This window comes from Streptomyces sp. L-9-10, assembly GCF_004151105.1.
Lineage (GTDB): Bacteria > Actinomycetota > Actinomycetes > Streptomycetales > Streptomycetaceae > Streptomyces.
In genome coordinates, this window is sequence record NZ_PHRF01000090.1 from 77,371 (window position 1) to 101,584 (window position 24,214).

General features: G+C 68.6%; 20 protein-coding genes. 11 read left to right on the top strand and 9 right to left on the bottom strand.

Annotated elements, in window-relative coordinates:
- The first annotated feature begins 180 nt into the window (after positions 1-180).
- The gene (locus tag CU044_RS20660) at positions 181-1,062 is read left to right on the top strand and encodes a cytochrome P450 (RefSeq protein ID WP_240045734.1); all 882 of its coding nucleotides are present in this window, start codon (positions 181-183) and stop codon (positions 1,060-1,062) included.
- A gap of 335 nt (positions 1,063-1,397) precedes the next feature.
- Entirely contained in the window at positions 1,398-3,581 is a 2,184-nt protein-coding gene (locus tag CU044_RS20665; RefSeq protein ID WP_129770201.1) for a right-handed parallel beta-helix repeat-containing protein, read from the top strand.
- On the opposite strand, the gene CU044_RS40215 is transcribed toward CU044_RS20665, so the two are convergent.
- The gene (locus CU044_RS40215; protein ID WP_345790144.1) at positions 3,565-3,888 is read right to left on the bottom strand and encodes an NAD-dependent epimerase/dehydratase family protein; all 324 of its coding nucleotides are present in this window, start codon (positions 3,886-3,888) and stop codon (positions 3,565-3,567) included. The genes CU044_RS20665 and CU044_RS40215 overlap by 17 nt on opposite strands.
- A 16-nt stretch (positions 3,889-3,904) precedes the next feature.
- Between CU044_RS40215 and CU044_RS20675 the strand changes: the two genes are divergently transcribed.
- Entirely contained in the window at positions 3,905-4,483 is a 579-nt protein-coding gene (locus CU044_RS20675; RefSeq protein WP_129770203.1) for a TetR/AcrR family transcriptional regulator, read from the top strand.
- A 107-nt stretch (positions 4,484-4,590) separates the two neighbouring features.
- Here the strand turns inward: CU044_RS20675 and CU044_RS20680 are convergent, their stop codons facing one another.
- Complete coding sequence (locus CU044_RS20680) at positions 4,591-5,472, bottom strand: MBL fold metallo-hydrolase (protein ID WP_129770204.1); 882 nt, start codon at positions 5,470-5,472, stop codon at positions 4,591-4,593.
- Between the two features lie 401 nt (positions 5,473-5,873).
- Here CU044_RS20680 and CU044_RS20685 point away from each other — a divergent pair, with 401 nt between their 5' ends.
- From CU044_RS20685 to CU044_RS20700, 4 genes are all read left to right on the top strand, one after another.
- On the top strand, positions 5,874-6,692 hold the full coding sequence (locus tag CU044_RS20685; protein ID WP_129770205.1) for a DeoR/GlpR family DNA-binding transcription regulator: 819 nt from the start codon (positions 5,874-5,876) through the stop codon (positions 6,690-6,692).
- A gap of 423 nt (positions 6,693-7,115) precedes the next feature.
- Positions 7,116-8,000, top strand: coding sequence for a spherulation-specific family 4 protein (locus CU044_RS20690; RefSeq protein ID WP_129770206.1), 885 nt, complete (start codon positions 7,116-7,118; stop codon positions 7,998-8,000).
- Positions 8,001-8,113: 113 nt separating this feature from the next.
- Positions 8,114-8,875 (top strand): hypothetical protein, encoded by a 762-nt coding sequence (locus tag CU044_RS20695; protein ID WP_129770207.1) that lies wholly within the window; start codon positions 8,114-8,116, stop codon positions 8,873-8,875.
- Between the two features lie 277 nt (positions 8,876-9,152).
- Positions 9,153-9,995: an endo alpha-1,4 polygalactosaminidase gene (locus tag CU044_RS20700; protein WP_129770208.1), complete on the top strand. Its 843-nt coding sequence runs from the start codon at positions 9,153-9,155 to the stop codon at positions 9,993-9,995.
- Between the two features lie 117 nt (positions 9,996-10,112).
- On the opposite strand, the gene CU044_RS20705 is transcribed toward CU044_RS20700, so the two are convergent.
- From CU044_RS20705 to CU044_RS20725, 5 genes are all read right to left on the bottom strand, one after another.
- On the bottom strand, positions 10,113-11,033 hold the full coding sequence (locus tag CU044_RS20705) for a carbohydrate ABC transporter permease (protein WP_240045735.1): 921 nt from the start codon (positions 11,031-11,033) through the stop codon (positions 10,113-10,115).
- Positions 11,030-12,400 carry an ABC transporter permease subunit gene (locus CU044_RS20710; RefSeq protein WP_129770209.1) on the bottom strand — a complete coding sequence of 457 codons (1,371 nt, stop codon included), beginning with the start codon at positions 12,398-12,400 and terminating at the stop codon, positions 11,030-11,032. Before CU044_RS20710 ends, CU044_RS20705 begins: the two co-directional genes overlap by 4 nt.
- Positions 12,401-12,410: 10 nt before the next feature.
- Complete coding sequence (locus CU044_RS20715) at positions 12,411-13,736, bottom strand: ABC transporter substrate-binding protein (protein WP_240045736.1); 1,326 nt, start codon at positions 13,734-13,736, stop codon at positions 12,411-12,413.
- A gap of 74 nt (positions 13,737-13,810) precedes the next feature.
- Positions 13,811-15,481, bottom strand: coding sequence for a glycoside hydrolase family 13 protein (locus CU044_RS20720; RefSeq protein WP_129770210.1), 1,671 nt, complete (start codon positions 15,479-15,481; stop codon positions 13,811-13,813).
- 203 nt (positions 15,482-15,684) lie between these two features.
- The gene (locus tag CU044_RS20725) at positions 15,685-16,968 is read right to left on the bottom strand and encodes an ABC transporter substrate-binding protein (RefSeq protein ID WP_129770211.1); all 1,284 of its coding nucleotides are present in this window, start codon (positions 16,966-16,968) and stop codon (positions 15,685-15,687) included.
- 176 nt (positions 16,969-17,144) lie between these two features.
- On the opposite strand from CU044_RS20725, the gene CU044_RS20730 reads away from it, so the two are divergent.
- The 3 genes from CU044_RS20730 to CU044_RS20740 are packed head-to-tail and all read left to right on the top strand — an operon-like array spanning position 17,145 to position 20,715.
- A complete protein-coding gene (locus CU044_RS20730) occupies positions 17,145-17,660 on the top strand; it encodes a PadR family transcriptional regulator (protein WP_129770212.1) in 516 nt (171 codons plus the stop codon).
- Positions 17,657-18,415, top strand: coding sequence for an ABC transporter ATP-binding protein (locus tag CU044_RS20735; RefSeq protein WP_129770213.1), 759 nt, complete (start codon positions 17,657-17,659; stop codon positions 18,413-18,415). Before CU044_RS20730 ends, CU044_RS20735 begins: the two co-directional genes overlap by 4 nt.
- A gap of 2 nt (positions 18,416-18,417) precedes the next feature.
- A complete protein-coding gene (locus tag CU044_RS20740; protein ID WP_129770214.1) occupies positions 18,418-20,715 on the top strand; it encodes an ABC transporter permease in 2,298 nt (765 codons plus the stop codon).
- Positions 20,716-20,748: 33 nt separating this feature from the next.
- On the opposite strand, the gene CU044_RS20745 is transcribed toward CU044_RS20740, so the two are convergent.
- Both CU044_RS20745 and CU044_RS20750 read right to left on the bottom strand, forming a co-directional pair.
- The gene (locus CU044_RS20745; protein WP_275670207.1) at positions 20,749-21,561 is read right to left on the bottom strand and encodes a DeoR/GlpR family DNA-binding transcription regulator; all 813 of its coding nucleotides are present in this window, start codon (positions 21,559-21,561) and stop codon (positions 20,749-20,751) included.
- A 587-nt stretch (positions 21,562-22,148) separates the two neighbouring features.
- Positions 22,149-23,513, bottom strand: coding sequence for a hypothetical protein (locus CU044_RS20750; RefSeq protein WP_165371944.1), 1,365 nt, complete (start codon positions 23,511-23,513; stop codon positions 22,149-22,151).
- Here CU044_RS20750 and CU044_RS38685 point away from each other — a divergent pair.
- Positions 23,499-23,852, top strand: coding sequence for a hypothetical protein (locus CU044_RS38685; RefSeq protein ID WP_165371945.1), 354 nt, complete (start codon positions 23,499-23,501; stop codon positions 23,850-23,852). The two genes, CU044_RS20750 and CU044_RS38685, sit on opposite strands and share 15 nt — an antisense overlap.
- Positions 23,853-24,214 lie beyond the last annotated feature (362 nt).

Here is a 24,214-nt window from a genome sequence, read left to right on the forward strand (position 1 = left end):
TCCGCCCGGGAGATTCTGGTCGACTCGGCCGACCAGTACGTACAGCAGTCCGGATTCTTCCGCCTCGGTCCCGAGCCTCTTTCTCCGGCGCTTCGGACGGCAGCGTCACATGAACTGCTCAGAGCGTTGAGCCATCACGATCTCCATGCGTTGTTCGACGTTGACTGCGCCATTCATGAGTTGAGTGACAGCCGAGGCCGTCTGCGGCACCAACGGTGGGGAGTGGAGCTGGTCCGGCGGTACTTCGCCCCCGTTATCGCGCACCATCGCCCTACCGAACTCACCTCGCTTGTCGACGCGTACATAAAATCGAGCGTCATCGCCGACGACATCGTCGGTCGCGTGGCGACGCGCTCACACCGTTCGGTACGCCGTATCCGCGCCGGGTTCGCCGAACAGCTCAGACGGCTTCCAGCACGGGAATCCGAATCCGAAACGGAGTCCGAATCCGAAGCTACAACCGACGCCGACGTGCGGGATCTCGTCGACGTGGTACGCAGTCTGCGGGGGGAGTTGACCCCGGCGGACCGCGCGCAACTCCTCCAGCGACTCATACTCTCCGTGGTCGGCTTCACCGGAGTCGCCCTCGAATGGGTCGTGCTCCTCGGCATCCAACACGGGTACAACACCCCGGCAGTACGGCCGGACCAGCTCCGCTCTCTGGTCCGGGAGACATTACGTCTGTACCCGACCGCATGGCGCCTGGTCAGGGAAGCGGCCACGGACCACGAAATACGCGGTGTGCCGGTCAGCAAGGGCGAACATGTCATGATCGGCACACACGCGATCCACCGGTCGGGAGCCGTGTGGGACAGGCCATGGGACTTCGACCCGTCACGCTGGGAAAGGCTCGCCGACGACCAGCGGCGAGCCTTTCTCCCCTTCGGTAAAGGTGCGGAGATGTGCCCGGCCAACGGATTCGCCCTCAAAGCGCTGGAGCATCTCGGCTACCTCATCCTGCACGGCTACCGGGGCACCGTGCGGATCCGGAAGCGGACGCCGCACGCCCGCACGCTCCTGGCACCACCAGCAGGCTGGACCCGCCTCACCAAGAGCGGGTGACTCGGCCTCCGGCCGGCCGCCACGATCCGGTCCCGCGGGATGACCGGCCGACCGGAGCCGGCGCCCCAGTGGAGCCGGGTGCCTCGTCCGGGGCGAACGCGACCCGAGCCGGCCCCGGCACCAGTATGGCGAGGATTGTTTACTTCTGTTGTTCCTCTTGTTCTTTTTTGGTGGCGGCCCTACTTTCCAGCTACGACCTCGGATGAATGGCCTCGGACACCCCTCGAAGGAACGACATGAGATCTCTGCGACCGGGCTTCGCCCCCTCTCGGTCCGGCGGGCGCAACGCCATCCGCACCGCCACTGTCCTGGCTGTCGGGGTGTTAACTGCCCTGATGGGAACGGCCACCGCGCAGCCCGCCCTGCGGCCGCAGACCTCAACGGTCATCGGAGGTCTTGGCGGAGCGGCCGTCGTGGACAACACCGGCCGCACGGTCATCGACGTCACGGACTTCGGCGCGGACCCTTCCGGCAAGGCCGACTCCGCGGCGGCCGTCGACGCTGCGATCCACCACGCGAAGACCGTGGGCGGCCCCACCACCCTCCACTTCCCGTCCGGTACGTACCACATCTGGCCCGAACGGACGCCGAAGCGGGAGCTGTACGTCAGCAACACGGTCGGCAGCGACCAGGCGTTCAAGACGAAGAACATCGGCATCCTCGTCGAGGACATGCGGGACGTCGTCGTCGACGGCGGCGGGTCGACGATCGTCAATCACGGCTTCCAGACCGTCTTCGCGGCGATCCGGTCGAGCGACGTGCGCTTCACCAACTTCTCGCAGACGTGGGTCGCCCCCAAAACGGTCGACATCACGGTCGCCGACGCCGGGGTCGACTCCGGGCAGGCGTACCGGATCATCGACATCCCCGAGACATACGACTACGCCGTGGAAGGCACCTCGGTGCGCTGGAACGGCGAGCGGAGCCCGGCCACCGGACAGCCGTACTGGACCGGCACGAACTCCTTCGACTACTCCCAGGTCCACGACCCCGCGACCAACAGGACGTGGCGTACGTCCAACCCGGTCTTCCAGAACGTCACGAAGATCACCGACCTCGGCGGCGACAGGCTGCGGATCACCTACGGCGACAGCACCGCCCCCGGCGACCGCGGATACGTCTATCAGATGCGCGAGGTCACCAGGGACACGCCGGGCGCGCTGTTCTGGGAGTCGTCGCGTGTCACGGTCGATCACCTCCGGCTCGGCTATCTGCACGGCTTCGGCATCGTGGGCCAGCTCAGCGAGGACATCAGCATCGACTCGGTCACCTTCAAGGCCGACCGCGGCAGTGGCCGCGTCACCTCGGGCTTCGCCGACCACATCCAGATGTCCGGCGTCAAGGGCACCGTACGCATCACCAACAGCGTCTTCGACAACCCGCAGGACGACCCGATCAACATCCACGGCACCTACCTCCAGGTGACCGCCGCCGAGCGGCAGACGCTGCGGCTGCGCTACATGCACAACGAGACGTCCGGATTTCCCCAGTTCTATCCGGGCGACTCGATCGAACTCGTCGACAAGCGCACCATGCTCGCCGCCCCCGGCGCGACGGCGAAGGTGGTCTCGGTGACCGGACCGACCGGCAGCGGTGTCCCGGCCGGCACGGACCCGGACACCTACCTGCGCACCATGACCGTGGTCCTCGACCAGGCGCTGCCCGACGCGGTGCTCGCCGCCCCCGGCGACTACGTGGCCGAGAACACCACCTACACGCCGACCGTCGAGATCACCGGCAACACGTTCCAGGCCGTGCCCACGCGAGGGATCCTCGTGACGACGCGCAGGCCGGTGCGGATCGAGAACAACCGCTTCGACGGCATGAGCATGGCCAGCATCTACATCTCGTCCGACGCCCGCTCCTGGTACGAGTCGGGCCCGGTGCGGGACGTCACCATCCGCGGCAATGTCTTCGACCGCCCCGCGAGCCCGGTCATCTTCTTCGACCCCACCAACCAGGACTTCGTCGCAGGGCAGCCGGTGCACCGCAACATCCTCGTCGAGGACAACGACTTCAACCTCACCGGCGGGACCATTCTCTCCGGCCGCGGTGTCGGCGGTCTGACCTTCCGTGACAACCGCGTCGAGCGCTACGCCAAGCTGCGGCTCACAGGACCCTCGCGGGCCCTGCGCGTGGGCGACACGGCGACCGTGACCACGGACGCGCCGCCCGCGAGCCATACGTCCCCGCTGTTCACCTTCGACGGCTCGGATGACATCACCCTCGCCGACAACACCTATGGCAGCGGCTTCAACAAGCGCGTGAACACGGCCGATATGGATGTTTCCGAGATCACGGTCACCGGTGACGGCCTTGCCCTCAACGCCGACAGCATCTCGTCCGCGCCGGTGGCCGTCAGCTACTCCAGCTCCCGCCCGAGGGTCGCGACGGTCGACAGCAAGGGCGTGGTCAAGGCGGTGAGCGGCGGCACGGCGTCGATCACAGCCCGCGCCACCATCGGCGGGGTACGGGTGACCTCCAACCCGGTGAAGGTCCTGGTCACCACCACGAGGTGACCAGGACCGGTACGACCACGCCGCCCGGGCGGACGGGCATCGCCCGGGCGGCGTCTCCGCCGCTGGTCAGGCGATGGTGGCAGGCGTGCCGAAGGAGTGTCCCTTGTTGAGGACTTCGAGGTCTTCGAGGAGGCCGGGGCGGGCCGGCCGCCAGTCCGGCAGCCTCGTGCCCCGCGTCGACGAGCTCGGGAACGACGGCGGAGCCGGTGAAGCCGGACGCGCCGGTCACAACGATGCGCACGAGGAACCTCAACTGTTGATGTCGGTTACTGCCATCGGGGCTATCTCTGATATCAGCCGCTGTCATCACGTAGAACCCGCCCATGGCCAGATGGGAGCCGAACGCGCACGGGTGCCTGGCGACAGCAGCGCTGGAGCTCTACAACGAGCGCGGGTACGAGCAGACCACCGTGGCCGAGATCGCCAAACGGGCCGGGCTCACGGAGCGGACCTTCTTCCGGCACTACGCCGACAAGCGCGAGGTACTGTTCGCCGGCTCCGGCGAGTTGCAGGAGCTGTTCGTACGGACGGTCGCCGACGCTCCGGAGTCCGCGACGCCGATCGACGCACTGGCTGCGGGCCTCGACGCCGTCTCCGAGATGTTCGCCGACCTCCGCGAGTACGCGCGGAAGCGACAGACCGTCATCACGGCGAACCCGGAACTCAAGGAGCGCGAGCTGATCAAACTCGCCTCGATCTCGGCCGCGCTCACCGACACCCTGCGCCGACGCGGCGTCGCGGAGTCGGCCGCCGGCCTGACCGCCGAGGCGGGGGTCGCCGTCTTCAAGGTCGGCTTCGAGCGGTGGATCGTGGCGGCCGAGGAACGCGGGATGGCGCGGCTGATGCGGGAATCGCCGGACGAGCTCAAGGCTGTGATCGCGGGCGGCCGGGGCGTGTGGTGAAAGAGGCACGGTCCGCCCGCGGGGTGGGGCCCGCGTCCGCCGCGGAGGAGGGGACCCGGGCGAAAACCTGACGCGGCCGGCCGGAAACACCACGCGTGGTGTGCGTGTCATCCGAGTGCTCTGGGGGTGGGCAGGACCGCTTCCGTCGCAACGGGCTCCCACCGCGTGCCGGTCAGACGTCCGAACGCCTGGTCACCGAAGTGGAAGGCGAACCCGGTCGTTCCTGGCCGTGCGAGCTCCCCGGCGATGCGCTTGCGCGCCGTCATGACCGCTGCGCTGTCGGAGTCGGGGCGCGACCCCCAGTGCGGATGCGCGATCTGTGCGGGGATGTGGAAGACATCGCCGAAGACCACGACCCGTTCGTTCCCGGCAGTGATCACATACGAGGTGTGTCCGGGGGAATGCCCCGGCGTCACCAGGGCGTGCACGCCATCGAAGATCTCGTCTCCGTGTGAGATCAGGGTGCGCGCGTGCTTCATCGGTTCGATGGTGTCCTGAGCCGGTGCGCCGGGAACGGTCTCGCCGCGGCTGTGCGGTGCCCACTCCTCGACGGCGACGAGATAGCGGGCGTCGGGGAAGAACTTCTCCGGTGCGAAGGCCCAGCCGGTGTGGTCGGTATGCAGGTGGGTGAAGGCCACGGCCTCGATGTCGTGCGGCGCGATCCCCAGCGCGGCAAGGGTTTCCGGGAGCGCGCCGGAGTTCGTGTGCCCGACAGGCTCTCCGTCGACCCTGGTCGGCCCGGACACGGGTCCGAGGCCGGCGTCGATGAGCAGGCGGCGGCCGTCGCGCTCCACGAGCAGCCCTCCCGCAGACATGGCGACGAGGCCGTGCTCGTCGAGCGTCTCCGGATGCTCCTGCCAGTATTCCGCGGGTACCGCGGGGAGGAAGCTCTCCGGCAGCATGCCCATCGCGCCATCGACGACGTAGGTGAGGCGGGTGTCGCCCAGTTCGAGTGAGCGGACGGCGGACTGTTCGTTCAGTGCACCCATGAGTCGGGCCTGCTTCCTTGGTATGCGGTTGTACACACCGGTGCGGGACGAGTGGGGCTGTCCACGGCCACCAGCTTGAGGGCGCCGTCGGCCGTGTGCTGTCCGTTCTCCGGTTCTGGGGTACTAGGGATTTTCCCTGGTCCGTTCGGAGAGCGCGCACGAAAGAGTGGCAGTCCGTCGGCGCTTCCCGCGTCGGCCGACGTGAACATCGCGCGCTGCCGTGGGACCGCCGCACGCGCGCGCGTGGAGAGGTGGGCGAAATCGGCATGGCCGCAGCGGGCTGCGGCCTCCCGCACACCTGTCGCTGGGCAGGCATATCGCAGGCGAACGAGGGCTCCAGGTCGTAGCACTTCGGGTTTGCCGGAAGGGCAGGCGAAGGTGAAGCGACCGTGGAGCGGCCGATGACCGACAGGAAACGCGACGAGCGCATCTCGATCATTCTCACGCTTCTGTCGCAGCGCGGAGAACTGCAGGTCCACTTTCTTCCCAGAATTCTCGGAGTCTCCGGAGCCACGGTCCGCAGGGATCTGGCGGTCATGGAGGAAACGGGCCTCATCCGCCGTTCTTACGGCAAGGTCACCGCGGCCCGGCGTGGCGTCGAACTGCCGGTGAGTCTGAGGCATTCCCAGAACACCGAGGCGAAACGCCGCATCGGATCACTGGCCTCGTCCCTGATCCCCAGCCGTCCGCTCACCATCGCGCTGACCGGCGGCACCACGATGGACTTCGTCGCCAGGAACCTGGCCACCCGCTCGGATCTCACGGTCGTGACGAACGGCCTGGACACGGCGACGTCCCTTATGGCGCGTCAGCTGGTCCACGTCGTCGTCACCGGAGGAACCGCCAGGGCGCTCTCCAACGACCTCGTCGGAAAGGGAGCCGAGGAATCGCTGCGTTCGTACCGCTTCGACTTCGCGATCGCCGGGGCGGACGGCATCAGCCCGGCAGCCGGGATCACGCGGCACAGCTCCCGCGGAGCGGAGATCGACCGCGTCATGCTGGAGCAGGCGGAACAGACGATAGTCGTCGCCGACAGCTCCAAACTGGGCAGGGTACACAAGGCGAAAGTCGCGGACATCGGTTCCGTCGACACCATAGTGACCGACTCGCATGCGAATCCCGCCATTGTCGCCGCTCTCCGGAAGGCCGGCGTGACGACAACCATGGTGGTCGTTCCTCCCGTCGGCGGCGCCGCTCAACAGCGCCGCCGACAGCCGTGAGCGGCGGGAGAGAACCCGGTCCACGGATGCGCCGAACGTGCCGAACGCGACAACGTTCAACCTGAGTGCGCATTGTCGAACGCGCCTCGATCCGTTGTCGTGGACCGCGGTGACCACCGTGTATCCGGCCCTGATTTCAGCCACTTATCGCGAGCAGTGAGCAGTACGGGTAAGCGGTGTAACGGTACGTCACAGAAAACCTTGTGAGCCGGAAAGGCAGCTCCTAGGGTGTGCGGGAGCGCCCTCCCGATCCTCCTTTTGTGGGCGGTGGAAGGGCACTCGTACCTTCGATCCTTTCCCCGTCGTGCTCCGCCGAAGGAGGTTGTCCGACGTGCGTCCCCACCGCACACCCTGGTTATTACCGGGTACGGCTTATCACCGGGAACGGCACCCAACGGTATCCCCCCACGAAAGAGGTTCACCATGACGTCGCGTTCCACCCGCTCCCTGATAGGCGGGGCGTTCGCCGCCGGAGCCCTCGCCCTGTGCGCGGTTCCGGCCATTGCCGTCCCGGAGGCGCCCGAGGGCGGTACCACGCAGGCGATCTCCCAGAAGGTCTCCGTACCCGCCTACTTCTACCCCGGCCCTCTGTGGGACCAACTCACCCGGTCCGGAACGGGGGTTGGGCTGGCGGTCGCCAACCCGTACAACGGTCCCGGCGACGGTGACGATCAGTACACCTCGGCCATCAAGAAGGCCGACGCGGCCGGCATCACCGTCATCGGCTATGTGGCGACCGGCTACTTCGGTACCACCGGCATGACCACGCGGTCCGGCTCCACGGACCCGGACGAGTGGATGCGGCAGATCAAGGCCGATGTCGATGTCTGGTACCAGCTCTACGGTGACGCGGGACTCGGCGGCATCTTCTTCGACGAGGGCCTGGCGCGCTGCGGTTCCGGAAACACCGACGTGAACCGGTACATCGAGCTGAAGAACTACGTCGAGAGCCGCTATGGCGACGACGCGGTCGTCGTCGACAACCCGGGGACCGGTGTCGACGAGTGCTACACCGCGGCCGCCGACACACTGGTCACCTTCGAGGGCGACGAGAGTTCCTACCGTAGCCACCAGCCGGAGGCATGGGAGAGCAGCGCTTCCCCGGGCAAGGTCTGGCACCTCGTCTACGACGTCCCGGACGAGAGCCGGATGCGTGGCGTCATGGAACTCGCACGCCAGCGCAACGCCGGGCATGTCTACGTCACCCCGGACACCATGGCGGACAAGAACCCCTGGGACACCCTGCCCCCGGACGCGTACTGGAACTCCGAGATCAGCCTCGCCGGCGGCGGTGCGGCCCGGCGTTGACCTCCGCCGTCCGCGCACGAGCACCGCCCCGGGCGCTCGGTCCCCCCTCTTGTCACAGGCTCCTGGCAGCTCACGAGCTATTCCTTTTCATCCCCACGTGATTGGAAGACAGCATGAAACTCTCCACGCGAACCGCCGTCTACGCGCTGTTGCCGGCGGTCGCCGCGGGGGCCGCGTTGATGACCCTGGGCGGTCCCGCGCAAGCGGCCGAGATATGCGGTCAGTACGACAGGGCCACGGTCGGCGCGTACACGGTGCAGAACAACCTGTGGAACCCGGCCGGCGCGCAGTGCGTCAGCCCCACCGGGTCCGGCTTCGAGGTGACGAAGGCCGAGGGGCAGGTCCCCACCAATGGTGCCCCCAAGTCCTATCCGTCCATCTTCAACGGCTGCCACTACACGGCGTGCTCGCCCGGCACCAAGCTGCCCGCGCGGATCAGCTCCATCAGCAGCGCCCCGAGCAGTGTGTCCTACGGTTACACCGCTGACGGGGTCTACAACGCGTCCTACGACATCTGGCTCGACCCGGAGCCCAAGACGGACGGTGTGTCCCAGGTCGAAATCATGATCTGGACCAACAAGGTGGGTCCCATCCAGCCCATCGGCACCGATACCGGCACCACCGTGACGATGGCGGGCACGACGTGGCAGGTGTGGGAGGGCGGCAACGGCCGGAACAAGGTCATCTCCTACGTGGCGCCGTCCGCCGTCAACGAACTGAACTTCGATGTCAAGGAGTTCGTGAGCCACGCCAACAGCCGCGGCTTCGGAGACTCCTCGTGGTACCTCACGAGCGTCCAGGCGGGCTTCGAACCGTGGCAGGGCGGAGCGGGCCTCAAGGTCGACTCCTTCTCCTCCGAAGTGAACACAGGCTGATCCGTCCAGCGGCGTCGCCGTCCGGCGACGGTGCTCCACAGCAGTGAGAGAGGCCTCCTCGGTGAGCGGGTCGGACGCTCCCCGAGGAGGCCGTCGTGCTGCCGTACCGGCGCCGACCCGGTGCCGATGCCCGGCCGTTCGATGCGACCGCGGCCGGGCCGTCCCATGGCCGCGGACCGCTCTCGCGGCCCGGCTCCGCCCCCGTCGCACCGTACTCTCTGACCCCACATCACTTCCTTCCACCCTTCTCACCCTCACGCCACCTTTGGAGTTCCTCATGCGCTCCCGCCGCCGTTCCAGGACCGGAGCCATCGTGGCCGGCCTCGCCGTAGCGACCACCCTCGGCGCCGCCGCCACCGCGCTTGATCTGACCAGGGCCGGGGCCAACCCGACCTTCACTCTTCCTCCGGTCAACGCGCCCTTCGACTACCAGATCGGCGGGGCGTACACCCCGCCCTCCGGGGTGAAGGTCGTCAGCCGTGATGTGAAGGCGTCCCCGGCATCGGGTCTCTACAACATCTGCTACGTGAACGCCTTCCAGACCCAGCAGGAAGGCGATGCCGGCGGACCGCAGGAATGGGACAGCGACCTGCTGCTGACCGATGACGGCGGCCCGGTCGTCGACCCCGACTGGGACGAGGTCATCCTCGACATCACCACGGACGCCAAGCGTCAGCGGATCGCGGACAAGATCAATGGCTATATCGACCAGTGTGCGTCCAAGGGCTTCGACGCCGTCGAACTCGACAACTACGACACCTTCACCCGTGACGTGGTGAACGGCAGGATCACCGCCGACCACGCCCAGTCCTACATTCGTCTCCTGTCGCAGCACGCCCACGCCAAGGGGCTGGCCGTCGGGCAGAAGAACACCGTCGAACTGGCCGGCGACCGGAAGGCCAACGGGCTCGACTTCGCCATCGCCGAGGAATGCGGCGACCCCCGCTGGAACGAGTGCGCCGAGTACCTCTCGGCCTTCGGCGACAACGCCATCTTCATCGAGTACACGAGCGCGGGCATGAAGAACGCGTGCGTCTACGGCGACCGCGTGAGCGTGATCCGGCGGGATGTCGACGTCAGTCCGGCGGGCAGCAGCGGGTACGTGCGCGAGACCTGCTGACCGGGCACCACAATCCGCAGAACGACGGGCGGGCCGTGAGGACGCGTGAACCGGTGACGGTCACGCCTCCTCACGGCCCGTCGCCCGCTTCCGCGGGCCGGGATCAGGGCGTGGGGATCACTTGACGGACCCCGCCATCACCCCCTGCACGAAGTGCCGCTGGAAGGCGAAGAAAACCACGACGGGCACGATCAGCGAGAGGAAGGCCCCGGGGGCCAGAACGTCGATGTTGCTGCCGAACTGCCGTACCTGGGACTGTAGTTCAACGGTGAGCGGCTGCGATGACGTGTCCGCGAAGAGCAGCGCCACCAGCATGTCGTTCCACACCCACAGGAACTGGAAGATCGCCAGGCTGGCGATGGCCGGGCGTCCCACCGGGATGACGAGCCGGGTGAAGATCCGCCACTCGCTGCCGCCGTCCATCCGGGCGGCTTCCAGCATTTCGCGCGGTATGTCGGCGAAATAGTTGCGCAGCAGGAAGATCGCGAACGGGAGCCCGTAGGCGACGTGGAAGAGCACCACACCCGGGATGGTGCCGAACAGGCCCAGCTGCCCGAAGAGCTTGGCGACCGGCAGCAGGCCGATCTGGACCGGGACCACGAGCAGGGCCACGACCAGCAGGAAGATCCAGTCCCGGCCGGGGAACTCCAGCCAGGCGAAGGCGTATCCGGCCAGCGCCGCGATCACGACGACCAGCGCGGTGGCGGGCACCGAGATGAACACGGTGTTCCAGAAGGCCCGGGTGATCCCCGTGTTGCCGAGCAGTGCGGTGTAGTTGTCGAAGGACAACTGACCCGGGCTGGCCAGGGTGGTCCACCAGCCACTCGCCGCGTTGTCCTGTGCCGTGCGGAGCGAGGACAGGAGCAGACCGGCGAGCGGGGTGATCCAGACGAGACTGATCACGACCAGGAATGCCTGGACCAGACTGTTGCCCAGCCAGCGGCTGAGCCGGCTTCCCGCGGTGCGTCGCGGACGCGCGGACCCGACGGACGCCGGCTGCTTCACCTCCGCCGGCCGGGTGGGTGCGGTGGTGCTCATGACTGACTCCTGCGGAAGCGGCGGACGTTGAAGACCATGGCGGGGATGACGAGAAGCAGGAGCAGGACGCCGAGCGCGCTTCCCAGCCCCTGGTTGTTGCCTCCGCCGAACGAGACCAGCCACATCTGGGTGGCCAGTACGGTGGCGTCCTCCTGCACCGGGCCGGGCGCGATGATGTAGACGAGGTCGAAGACCTTCATCACATTGATCACCAGGGTCACGAAGACCACGGTCAGGATGGGAGCGAGCAAGGGCACGGTGATCTTGCGGAACACCTGCCACTCGGTCGCGCCGTCCATGCGGGCCGCTTCGAGCGTGTCACGCGGCAGCGAGGCCAGCCCGGCGCCGATCAGCACCATGGCGAACCCGGTCCAGATCCACAGATACGCTCCGATGATGGCCGGGGTGACCAGCGCGGGTCCGAGCCAGGAGACGCCTTCGTAGGGCGGGGCGAAGTTCGTCGCCGGAAGCCGCACGGTGTACGCGCCGGGGTCGAGGTTCCGGAAGCTGAAGGAGCCGTCGGCCGCCGTGGTGGCTCGGGCAACGGTCTTCCCGTCCCGCACCGCTTCGACGGCGACCTCCGGCAGCCCGCTCTCGGCCTTGTCGACCTTGCCCTGCTCGCCGCCACCCCCCGGGGCGAAGTCCAGATACACCACGCCGCGCAGCTCCGTCCCGGCCGCCTGCCGGGCAGCCGCCGCGAAGGCGGATTCGGCCTGGGACGGGACGTCCTTGGGCGCTACGCCGACGAGCCCCAGGACCGCTGTCCCGCCGGGTGACACCGTGTCCGACGTCGCGTACGACCCGTCGGACCCCTTGGTCAGGCCCTGGCCGTCACGGGCGCGTGCGGAGGGATAGGAGGCCGAGTCCTCGAAGGCGTCGTGCACCCCGACGGCGGCGGCGTTGAGGACGCCCTTGTCGGGGTTCTCCTCGTAGGCGAGGCGGAAGATGATCCCGGCCGCGAGGAACGACACGGCCATCGGCAGGAACAGCAGCAGTTTGAACGCGGTGGCCCAACGCACCTTCTCCACCAGGACGGCGAGGATCAGACCGAGCCCGGTGAGGACGGTCGGAGCGACGACGATCCAGATGGTGCTGTTGCGGATGGCCTTGAGCGTCGCCGGATCGCGGAACACCTCGGCGTAGTTCCCGCCGCCGACGAACCGGCTGCCGCCCGCGTCGAAGAAGCTGCGGCCGATCGAGAACAGCACCGGGTAGACGACGAGCGCGCCGAGGAGGAGCAGAGCCGGCAGGACGAAGGTGACGGCGACGGCCCGGCGGCGCCGCCTGGCGCGCTGATGGGCGTTCGTCCCCCGGGGAGCGGAGCCGGCCGGGTCTTTGGCCCGGGTGGGGGCGGTGGTGGCGGTCATGATGTCTGCCTCAGCCCCGGTACGCCTTGGCGGCCGCGGCTTCGAGGCGGCCCGCCGTGGCCTTGGGGTCGGAGGGGTCGCGCAGGAAGTCCTGGAGGAGCTTCCACTCGCCCATGCCCTTGGTTCCGCCGAACGCGGCAGGCGCCTGGTCGGACATGTCGAAGCGGACCGAATCCCCGGCCCCGACCAGCGATTCGGCGGTGCGACGGGTGGTTTCGTCGCCGTACTTCGCGAGGTCGACGTTCTTGTTCGGGGAGACGAAGCCTCCCAGCCCGGCCCAGACCTCCGCCGCCTCAGGGCTCGCCAGGTACTCCATGAAGGCCATGGCCGCCTTCTGGTTCTTGCCGTCCTTGAGCACCACGGCGGCATCGCCGCCGCTGACCACGGGGGCCTTTCCGCCGTCGACGGCGGGGAAGGGGAAGAACGAGGCTTCCTCGCCGATCTTCTTGCCGAACTCGTCCTTGGCGACCCCGGCCACGAAGTCGCCTTCGTAGACCATGCCCGCCTCGGGTTCGGGGCCGAAGACCTTCTCGACCGAACCGGGGAAGTCGGTGCTGAGGGCGCCCTTCTGGCCGCCCGCGATCAGTTCCTTGTCGGCGAAGAGGGTGCCGAGCGTGGTGAGTGCCTTGACCACCGTGGGGTCGGTCCACTTGATGGTGTGGGCGGCGAGCTGGTCGTACTTCTCGGGACCGGCCTGCGAGAGGTAGATGTTCTCGAACCAGTCGGTGAGGGTCCAGCCGTCCTCGCCCGCGACGGCGAAGGCGGAGAGCCCGGAGTCGGAGACCGCCTGTGCAGAGGTGAGCATCTCCGCGTACGTCTTCGGCGGCTCGACGCCCGCCTGGTCGAGGGCCTCGGGGCTGTACCAGACGGTCGACTTGTGGGCCGCCTTGTAGTACAGGCCGTACAGCGAGCCGTCGACACTGCCGTACTTCTTCCACACGGACGCGTAGTTGGCGTCCACGGACCGCTGTGCGGTCGCGGAGAGGGGCTTGAGCCAGCCCTGCTTCGCGAACTGCTGGAGTACGCCCACCTGGGGCACCATCGCGACATCGGGGGCGTTGCCGCCCTCGATCTTGCTTCCGATGACGGTCGAGACGTTGTCACCGGTCGAGACGAACTCGGTCCTGGCGCCGGTCTTCTCGGAGAAGGCGTCGAGCACCTTCTGGAAGTTCTTCTGCTCGGCCCCCGACCACACGCCGGCGACGGAAATCGTCTGCCCCCCGAGGGACTTGTCACCGCCGCCCGCGGTGGTGACGGGATCACCGCCGCAGGCGGTGGCGCCGAGAGCCAGGGTCACCGCGGTACAACTCAGGAGCATCGCGCTTCGTCGCGTCATGGTCTGTTTCCTCTGGGGTTGGGATGGGGGTTCGTGCGGTACGCACGGGGAGGCGCTGAGGGGTGTCGGCGCTCTCAGAGCTCGGTGTGGTCGCTGATCCACCAGGCGGCGGTGGATCCTGGAAGCACGCCGACGGGGCAGGGCCCGCTGGAGAGCAGTGGGGAACCGGAGACCGGGGCCGGTACGGGGGCGGTGCCGAAATTCACGGCGCAGACGAGCCCGTCGCCTCGGACGAAGGCCAGCACGTCCGGCCGGGTCTCCAGCCAGCGCAGCGTTCCTTCGCCCAACTGAGGCAGCCCGGCGCGCAGTTGAAGGCCGTCGCGATAGAGGTGCCAGAAGGAACGGGTGTCGGCGAGCGCGCGGTCGGTGGCGTGGTCGGCGAACCAGCCGGGCTGGGGCAGCCAGGGCTTGGCCCCATCGGCGCCGGACGTGAAGCCGAACGGGGACGCGTGTCCCGACCAGGGCAGCGGGACCCGGCAGCCGTCGCGTATCCGGGCCCGGCTGCCGGTGCGCCGGAAGATGGGGTCGGTGACCACGTCGTCGGGCAGGTCGACGACCTCCGGCAGACCGAGCTCCTCGCCCTGGTAGATATAGGCCCCACCGGGCAGGGCCAGCATCAGGAGGGCGGCGGCACGGGCGCGTGCCGCGCCCAGCCCGCTCTTCTCGGTGCCGGACTCCCCGTAACGGGTGACTGTCCGGACCTGGTCGTGGTTGTTGAGGACCCAGGTGACGGTGGAGCCGGTGCCCGCGATGTCCTGCATGGCCTCCGAGACGACCTTGCGGAAGGCGTCGGCGTCCCATGGCGCACTGAGCAGGTCGAAGAAGAACGCCTGGTGCAGCTCGTCCGGGCGTACGTACCGGGCGTGTTCGCGCGCGGTCGGCACGGAAACCTCGCCGACCAGCAGCCGTTCACGGCCGTCGCGGGCGGTGTACTCCTCGCAGACCGACCGCCAGTGCCGCCATACGTCGTGCACCTCGGGCTGGTTCCACGCCAGTGGGTTCACGGAGTCACGGGTGCGGGCGTCGGCCTCGGGGTCGGGGGAGTCGGGCAGGTCCGGGTGCTTGAAGAGGCCGGCCGCCACGTCGATACGGAAACCGTCGACACCGCGGTCGAGCCAGAAGCGCAGCGCTTCGTCGAAGTAGGCGCCGACCTCGGTGTCGCGCCAGTTCAGATCGGGCTGCTCGGGCGTGAACATGTGCAGGTACCACTGGCCGGGCGAACCGTCCGCCTCCGTGACCCGGGTCCATGCCGGGCCGCCGAACATCGCGTGCCAGTTGTTGGGCGGTTCCTCGCCGCCGGGCCCCCTGCCGTCGGCGAAGTGGAACCGGGCGCGTGCCGGACTCCCGGGCGCGGCGGCGAGCGCTTCGGTGAACCACGGGTGCTCGCTGGAGCAGTGGTTGGGGACGATGTCGAGCAGCACCTTCACACCGAGCCGGTGTGCGTCGCCGACCAGCAGACCGAACTCGGTGAGGTCGCCGAAGACCGGGTCGACGTCGCAGTAGTCGGCCACGTCGTAGCCGTGGTCGTGCTGGGGCGAGGGGTAGAAGGGGCTCAGCCAGATGCCGTCGACACCGAGCTTCTTGAGATACGGCAACCCGGCACGGACGCCGGCCAGATCACCGATCCCGTCTCCCGTGCTGTCCAGGAAGCTGCGCACATAGACCTGATAGATCACCGCGTCGCGCCACCAGGGACGTGCCGCGGAGAGTACGGGGCCGTCGCCGACCGGAGCTGGAAGCTTCACCCGTTGACCTTGTTTCTGCGCGAAGGGCATCCGCAGTTGACCCTGCGGTTATGCATACATGTTAGGTAGAGGTTTCCAGACAGTGTCAACGGTCAGCTCGAAACACAGGAGAAGTTGAGCCCTATATCCGCATTTAGGGACCAGAAGGGCAGGACGAGAGGCGTCGTTCGATACCTAACAAGTAACTAGGGTGTGAGGGAGACTCAGCCGCGGCGCGCGATGGCCGCCAGCTCGACGGCCAGCCGGCGCACAGCGGCCTCCGGCGTCTGATGCTGCGCCATCGCGTCGTTCACCACGGCCTGCACGGCGAGACTCACCTGCTCGTACCGCGGGCTCTTGGGCCGGGGCGCGGCGGCCAGCACGCTCGCGCGCAGCGCCGGCAGGTACGGGAACCGCCGTACGAGCTCGGGGTCCTGATAGACCGATGCCCTGACCGGCGGCAGCGAGCCCTCGGTGAGCACTCTGCGCTGCACCCGGTCGCTGGTGAGATAGGCGATCAGATCCCTGGCGGACGCGGGATACCGGGCATGCGCACCGACCGCGAGATTCGACCCCCCGAGGACGCTGGTGCCCGAGCCGTCGCTGCCCGGCAGCGGTACGGCACCGAACTTCCCGGCGATCTTCGAGTCCGCGCCGGACGCCCCGGCGAAGGTGTACGGCCAGTTGCGCAGAAAGAGCAGTTCGCCGTTCTGGAAAGCCCGGCGGGACTCCTCCTCCTTGTACGTCAGCGCGGCCTTCGGGATCCAGCCGTCACGCACCCCGCGGGCCAGGAGGCCGATACCGGTACGGGCCGCGGCCGAATCCACCGTCACCCGCTCGCCCTCGTCGCCAAGGATCGAGCCGCCCGCCGAATAGACCATCTCGGCGGCGTTGACGGTCAGGCCCTCGTACGGCAGGAACTGCCCCGCGTAGCCGCCGACACCGTACTTCGGGGCGATCGTCCTCGCCTGACGCTCCAGCTCGGCCCAGGTGCGCGGGGGCCGCTCGCCCTCCCGGTCCAGGAGGTCCTTGCGGTAGTAGAGCATCCCGGCGTTGGTCACATACGGGACGGCGTACAGCTTCCCCGCGTAGGTCGCGGTCTCGACCACCGGCGGGAGGAAGGACTCCAGCGGAAACCTGTCGGGCTCCAGCGGTGTGATCCAGCCGGCCTCGGCGAACTCCGAGGTCCAGGCCACATCGATGTTGAGGATGTCGTAGCGCCCGGCGCCGGAGCGCAGCTCCGTGATCATCTGTGCCCGCGCCTCGTCGGCGGAGTCCGGGAGTTCGACGAGTGTGACCTTCTCCCGCGGATGGCCCCGGTTCCAGTCGTCGAGCAACGGCCCCAGATAGTTGGTGAGGTCCCCGGCCGTGGCCAGTGTCATCGGCCCGCGTCCACCGTCCCGCACCCCGCCGGCCGCTTCGCCGCCGCGCACGCCGGCACCCGCGTAACCGGTCAGAACCATGGTGACGATCAAGAGCGCCCTACCGGCGGCACGTATCCACCGCATGGGTTCCTCCCTGTGCAAGGCCTCCAGGCATCGTCGTCCGGGGTTCCTGCATGTATACCCGTTAGGCATGGGCGATACTAGGCCCGGTCAGACGACGGGGGCGATCCGGGCCCACAGGCCGAGCGGCGAGGAATCCTCCCGGCGCGCGGCCCGACACCAGGGAGGAGGGAGCGCCCATGCGCATGCCTCTCCTGGCGCTGTTGTCCAGAGGACCGGCCCACGGATACGAACTCAAGCAGGACCTTGAGCAACTGCTGGGCGCAGCGTACCCTCAGCTGAACGTCGGCCAGATCTACGTCACCCTGAGCCGGCTGGAGAAATCGGGGCTGATCGCGGGCGAGGAGATCGCCCAGTCAAGCCGGCCCAACAAGAAGATCTACCGGCTGACGGACGCCGGAACCGAGGCGCTGAGCGTCTGGTTCGAGGAGACGGCGGACGAGCCACGGCTCCGGGACGACTTCTTCATGAAACTCGCCCTCGCTTCGCATACCGGGCTGGCCGACCAGATCGGCCTGATCAACAATCAGCGACGCGAATACCTCAACATCATGCGTGGTCTGTCGAAGCTGTCGATCACCGAGAACCGTGACAACCGCATCGCCCAACTGCTGATCGAGGGAGCCATGCTGCATCTCCAGGCCGATCTCGACTGGCTGGAGCGCTGCCAGGAAGAGCTGGAGGGCCCGCGATGAGCCGACCGGCCGACGCCGCCCATGTCGCGCTGCGCGCCGAAGCCCTGACCAAGACCCACCAGGGAGAAGGCGCGCCCGCCCACGCGGTCCGCGGAGTGGATCTGACCGTACGGCGTGGGGAGTTCGTCGCCGTCAGCGGGCCCTCGGGCGCAGGCAAGTCCACCCTGCTGCACCTTCTCGGCGGTCTCCAGCGCCCCGACAGCGGCAGCATCTGGCTCGACGGCGAGTGCACCGACTCCTACAGCGAAGCGCGCTGGGCCGTCGAACGCCGCCGCAGCATCGGCATCGTCTTCCAGTTCTTCAACCTTGTCTCGAACCTGACCGTCGCCGACAACATCGAGCTGCCCGCGCTGCTGACCGGCACCCCCTGGAAGAAAGCGCGCGCGAAGCGCGAGGAACTGCTGTCCGAACTGGGCCTGGAAGGCAAAGCGCGCAGTATGCCGGGCGAACTGTCCGGCGGTGAGCAGCAGCGGGTAGCCCTGGCCCGCGCACTCGTGAACCACCCGCGGCTCCTGCTCGCCGACGAGCCCACCGGCAGTCTGGACAGCAAAGGCACCCGGGAAGTGCTGCGACTGCTCTCCCGCTTCCACCAGCGCGGCCAGACGATCCTCCTGGTCACACACGACGCCCGGCTCGCCAGCACCGCCGACCGCGTCATCAGCTTCTTCGACGGCCGCATATCCGACGACGCCGTACTGGGCGGCACACACGCACGGCGCTCCGGCCTGTCCGGCGTCCTCGAACTGAAGGACTGAACGTGCGGGCAACCCTTCGCTGGGCGCACACCGATCTGCGCACCCATCGCGGCGAGGCACTGTTCATCGTGTCCGCCACCACCGGAATCGTCATCGCCCTGCTGCTCGCCGCCGCCCTGTTCGGTTATGCCACCAACCCCTGGCAGCGGATCTTCACCCAGTCCCAGGGCGCGCATGTCTGGATCCGCACCGGACCTGCCGCGGACCCCGGCCGGCTCGCCTCGCTGGACGGTGTCGAAGCCCTGTCCGGCCCCTACCGCACCGCGTCCGCCACCCTCGAATCACACGGCGCCCGAGCAGGTGTGGAACTGCGCGGCGCCGACGAGAACCCACCCGACACGGCACGGCCGCTCATCACCTCGGGCCAGTGGCTCACCTCCGGCAGCCCGGACGGTGTGGTCCTGGAGAGCAGCCTGGCCCGCGCCCTGTGGGCCGAGCCCGGTGACACCCTCACCGTCCCCGGCAGCGGCCGGACCCTGACCGTCCGTGGTGTCGCCGACAGCCCCGAACCCCGCTACCGGCCCGGCGAGCGAACGGGCACCGTATGGGCGCTGCCCGCCGCCGTCGGGCGCGCGGGCGGCACATGGTCGGGGCAGATCACCGGACTGCTGCTGACAGAGCCCGACGACACCGACTACGCCATCCAGCGCGCCGTCACCGAACTCGGCGCGGGAACCGTGACCGACGTCTCCAGCTGGCAACAGGCGCGCGCCGAAGCGCAGGGCGACACCCGGCTGCTCGGGCAAGTGCTCGCGCTGTTCGGACTCGGGGCACTGGTCGCCGCCGCACTGGCCGTGTTCGGGGCCATCAGCACACGGGTACGCGGACATCTGAGAGACATCTCCGTACTGAAGGCGATCGGATTCACCCCCGGGCAGGTCACCCGGGTCTTCCTGGCCCAACACGTCGCCCTCGCCCTGCTGGGCGCGCTCATCGCGACCGTGCTGACCGAGACGCTCGCCGGCCGGATCCCCGGCAGGCTGGGCGAGGCGGTCGACGTCTGGCAGCGGTTGCCCGGCCACTCCACCACACTGCTTGCCGTGGCGGTCGGCGCCGTCCTCTTCATCGGGGCCGCCACGTGGCTCGCCGCCTGGCGGGCGGGACGGGTGCCGCCCGTACCCGTGCTTCCACCGGCGGCAGCGCCCTCCGGCCGGCTCTCCCGGACAGCGGGGAAAGGAATGGCACTTGGTGTGCCGGCGGCGCTGGTGCTCGGCTGGCACCGGGCTCTCGTACGCGGCCACCGGACACCGGCGACGATCGTCCGGCTGGCGCTGCCGCTCCTGCTGATCACGGTGGCCCTCAGCGCCTTGACCACCGTGGGCCGCTTCGAGAGCAGACCCGCGCAGATGGGAATGGCTGCCGCTCTCACCGCACGCGCCGAACAGGGACTGAGTGACCGTGAGGCACGCTCGGTACTCGAAGCGGGCGACCAGGTCGTGGCGGCTCACCCGGGCGTCGAGGTGGCGGCGCTCGTGCCGGGACAGACAGGGACCATCGCACTGCGCGGCCTCGGCACCCGGGACGAGCCCTACCCCTTCACGGTCGTCGAGGGCAGACCCGCCGCCGGGCCGGACGAAGCCGTCGCGGGCCAGGGACTGCTCGACCTTCTCGATGTGAGCATCGGCGACTGGGTGAGGATGACCGTCGGCGGGCGACCGCAGATCCTGCACATCGTCGGGCGCAGCATCGAGCCCGAGAACAGCGGCCGGGTGATCTCCACCTCGCTCGACACCCTCCGCCAGAACGATCCCGGCCTGAGCCCCACGCTCTACCAGCTCCGGCTGCGGCCGGGAGCCGACCCCGAGGAGGTCCGTACGGCTCTGACGGATGCCGCCCAGGGGCGCCTCGACATCCGCGAGGTCACGAGCCCGGGTGACAGACTCTCCCCGATGCTGGGCGTCGTCGTGGGTGTTGTCGCCGTGCTCGCGCTCATCGGCCTCATCGAACTGTCGACGGCGATCGGCGGCAGCGTACGGGCAGGGGAGCGTGATCTGCTCGCGCTCAAGGCGATCGGCTTCTCACCGGGGCAGATCACCGCGGTCACGGTGACGGCCGTCGGCTCCACGGCCCTGCTCGCGGCGGTGGCCGGCACGGTGCTCGGGGTGCCCCTCGCCCGCCGGCTCATCGACGCCGAGGCACACTCCAGCGGGATCGGCGCGGGAGTCGCCCAAGCGCCCCCGCTGCTCCATCTCGTACTGCTCGCCACCGCCGCGGTAGTGGGCGCTGTCTCCCTGGCCCTCCTTCCTGCCACCCGGGCGGCCCGGCGCCGACCGGCGGACACGATCGGCGTCGTCGGCTGAGACGTGTGGGGAGAGCGGCGCCGCCGCGCGGACTCAGGTGAACCGGGTCCGCCCGCCCGCGGGCGCGGGAGGGACCACGACCAGGGTCGTCGTCACACCGCTCTGCCGGAGGGCCGCGACGATGGCGGCATTGGCCTGCGAGTCGGTGACGATGGTGTGGACGGAGCCGAGGTCGGCGATCTTCGCGCGATGGACTCGGCCCAGTTTCGAACTGTCGGCGACGACGATCGTATGGTCGGCCTGCTCCAGCATGATCCGGTCGACCTCGGCGCCCCGGGAACTGTGCCCGGTGAGCCCGGCCCTGGGGTTGATGCCGTCCACGCCGACGACGGCGAAGTCGAAGCGGTGGGAGCGCAGCGACTTCTCCGCCTCCTTTCCCACGAGATCGTTCGACAGCGGTCTGGCGGTTCCGCCGGTGACGACGACCTGGACCACCTGCCGGGTCATCAACTGGGCCGCCGTGTCCAGTCCGTTCGTCACGACCTTCAGATCCGCCCGGCTGACGAGCGTTCTCGCGACGAAACCCACGGTGCTGCCGCCGCTCAGGGCCATGGTGAGCGGGCGGTACGGAATCAGGGACGAGACCAGGGCGCCTATACGGCGTTTGGCCTCGGTGTTCTGGGAGCGCCGCAGGCTCACCGGCAGTTCGGCTCCGGGCCGTGCGGCCATGATCTTCCCGTAGGAGCGACGGATGAGCCCCTGTCCCTCCATCCCGGCCAGATCGCGCCGCACCGTGGCCCCCGACGTGCCGAGGATTTCCTGGAGGGTGCGGACCTGCAATTCTCCGCGTTGAGCGACAAGCGTCAAGATTCTGGAGATGCGTTCGTCTCGCGTCCTGTCATTCACCGGCGGCCCTGCCGAATCCGTGCACAGGAATTTCGGCGAACTCCTTGGTATTCTCCCGCAGAGGCTCTGCTGCCGGGGAACATGTCCGAAAGTCTCGGGCGCGAGTACTCGTTATCCGATTTCATGGAATATCCCGTGAGGCCGTTCCGATGGGGGTTCCGTGATGGAGCGATAGGGTGTACGAGGCGACAGTGCCGGGCGGTTGGTGCGCGAAAAGCGCTGGGCTCCTTGCCCCGGGCCCGGCCGTCGCCGCTCACCGGCCGGCGGACCGTCCGGCCGGGTCGGCTCCTCCGGGTACGCCGGCAGGACTCCATCTCGCATTGCCCGGAAAGAAGCGCCAGAGGCGTTATCTTTCAAGGCAACTATATTGCAACCTTGTTGCAATATTCGCCGTCCTGGGCGAAGTGATCATTTGGTGTGAGCGTTTCAGGGGGGCTTCGGCGTCAATGGCACCCGAGAGGTCAATTCCGCCCGAAAAGGAGAGAAGCGCGCCTCGGCTGTGAGCCCGCTGTGTCCCGGGAGGACGAACCGGGCAGCGGCAGGAGCTCGGCTCCGGACCGACGCGGTGGATCACGGTGTCCGCGCGGTCACGGTGCCTGCGTGGTCGCCGCGGGTGCGTCGTCCCGCGGCATCAGCCGGATACCGAGTGTCCACGCACGGATCGTCGTCGGTCCCCAGGTCCCGTGCTCCTTGCCGGCCGCGTTCACCCCCGGCGTCCTTCCGTCCGTGGTCGGTTCCAGCCGCCACAGCAGCGAGCCCGGCTCGGCGTGTACGACTTCCGCGCCGATTCCGGTCAGGACGTGTCCCTGCCCGGGGAACACGGACGTGGCGTTCGGGTTGGGCAGCGGGGCATGTCCGCACTCGACACGGTCCGTCAGCCGGTCGACCATACGGAGCACACCGTCCACCACGAAGGAGGAGCGCAGCCCGACGGCGAACACGTCGATGGTGCAGGCGTGACTCACCAGATGGTCTTTCGACCGCGCCGTCCACGTATCGTCGTCCTGGGGGAAGGAGGCAGTCGCCAGATTGCCCGGCCCCGGCTCGTCCGTTCCGTCGTCCCAGTTCACCCGGAAGCCCCCGCCGAGCAGCGTGTACCCCTCGGGAACGGACGCGGACGAACGGGGATGCGGCGCACGGCCGCCGCGCGCCCGGCCGATGAACAGCAGCTCCCGCGCCAGCCGGTCCCGGCTCACCCCGGCGATCTTCATGCCGATCGCGAACCCCGTCAGGCGATGCGGCTGAGGCATGCCATGGTCCTTGGACGACACCAGCCACGCCGAACCGTCCGCGCTGGGATATGACGCCGTCAGCAGCGCACCGTAAGGAGCGGCCACCGCGGTCGCCCCGCCGCCGATCACCACCATGTCACGGTCGACCTCGACCCGAAGGTCCGTGAAGTGCGCCTGGTCATGCCCGGCCCGATACCGGAACACGGCGGTGGTGATCGCCCCCGACGCGTCCTGGCAGCGGAACAACTCCTCCGTCGTGGCCCTCCCGGTCGTGGCAACGGACCTGTCCCGACACTCGCACGCCGCCGGGTCGAGCAGGGCCCCCACCTCGTCACGTATCCGTTCCAGAGCGGCACGGGTCGCCTCGTCGAAAGCGGGCCCCGGGGCGTCCGGGAGAGGCTCCGCCCTCGCCGTACTCTCCGCCGGCTGGGTTTCCGCCGGCTCGATCGCCGACGGCTCCCCCCACGCCTCACTCCACGCCTCGCCTCGCGCCTCACTCCGCGCCAAGTCATCGGCCCGTGCGAGGACTTCGGGGGAAGGGGCCGTCAGATCCGCGAACAGTCCGTCAGCGCAGTCCCCCAGGTCGCCGGCGACGAGCACGGGGTCCTTGAACCGGGGGGCCTGCCAGGAGCCGTCCCCGGACAGCCGCCACATCACGACCGACAGCAGCGGCAACTCCCGTTCGACCTCCATCCAGCCGGACGCGTGACTCCTGCCCATACAGGGCTTCAGCGCATCCGGGATCTGCGCCAGGATCCCGGGCCATTCGTCGTTCCAGTCGTCACCGGTGAAGTAACTCGCATCGGAATCATGCCCGTAAACAAGGACACCCGCGTCGGCGAAATGGACATCGAATTGACGCTCCTGCGTATAGAACGTCAGAACGTGGCAGGGGTGATCCTCCGTCAACCCGAAGAAATACCCCTCGCCCATGGGGCGCCCGTGGATCTCGTCGAGTACCGCCAGAGCACGACAGCGGCCAAGAAGTGCGGGAACATCCGGCATCACTTCGACTACATCGAAAATACTCATGCGCACCACCCAAACACACGCCACTGACAGCGCCCCCGCGCTCCTGTCGCCACAGAGGGGGAACCGCTGCGGAACACCGCGCAAACGCTCACCATTCATGAGCGCTTTTCTTTTTCCGGAGTGCGTGGCGTCCCGTGCGTGGTCCGTCCGCGCGGCCGTGCGACTCAGGTGGTTCCCGGTCGGCGGGAGACGGGGAAAGGGGCTCACAGGGGCGGAGAAGGGCGGAGAAGGGCGGCGCACGGCACTTCCCCGAATGCGCTGCGTGATGTGACATACCCGCGCGTCGGGGGGCTCGGCTGCCTTCGGCGGCGTTGCTGAGCAGCCGTCAGGCGGGCCGGTGGCCATTCGACCGTCCCGGTGTGCCGGTTACACAGAGTTGCTCGTCCGCG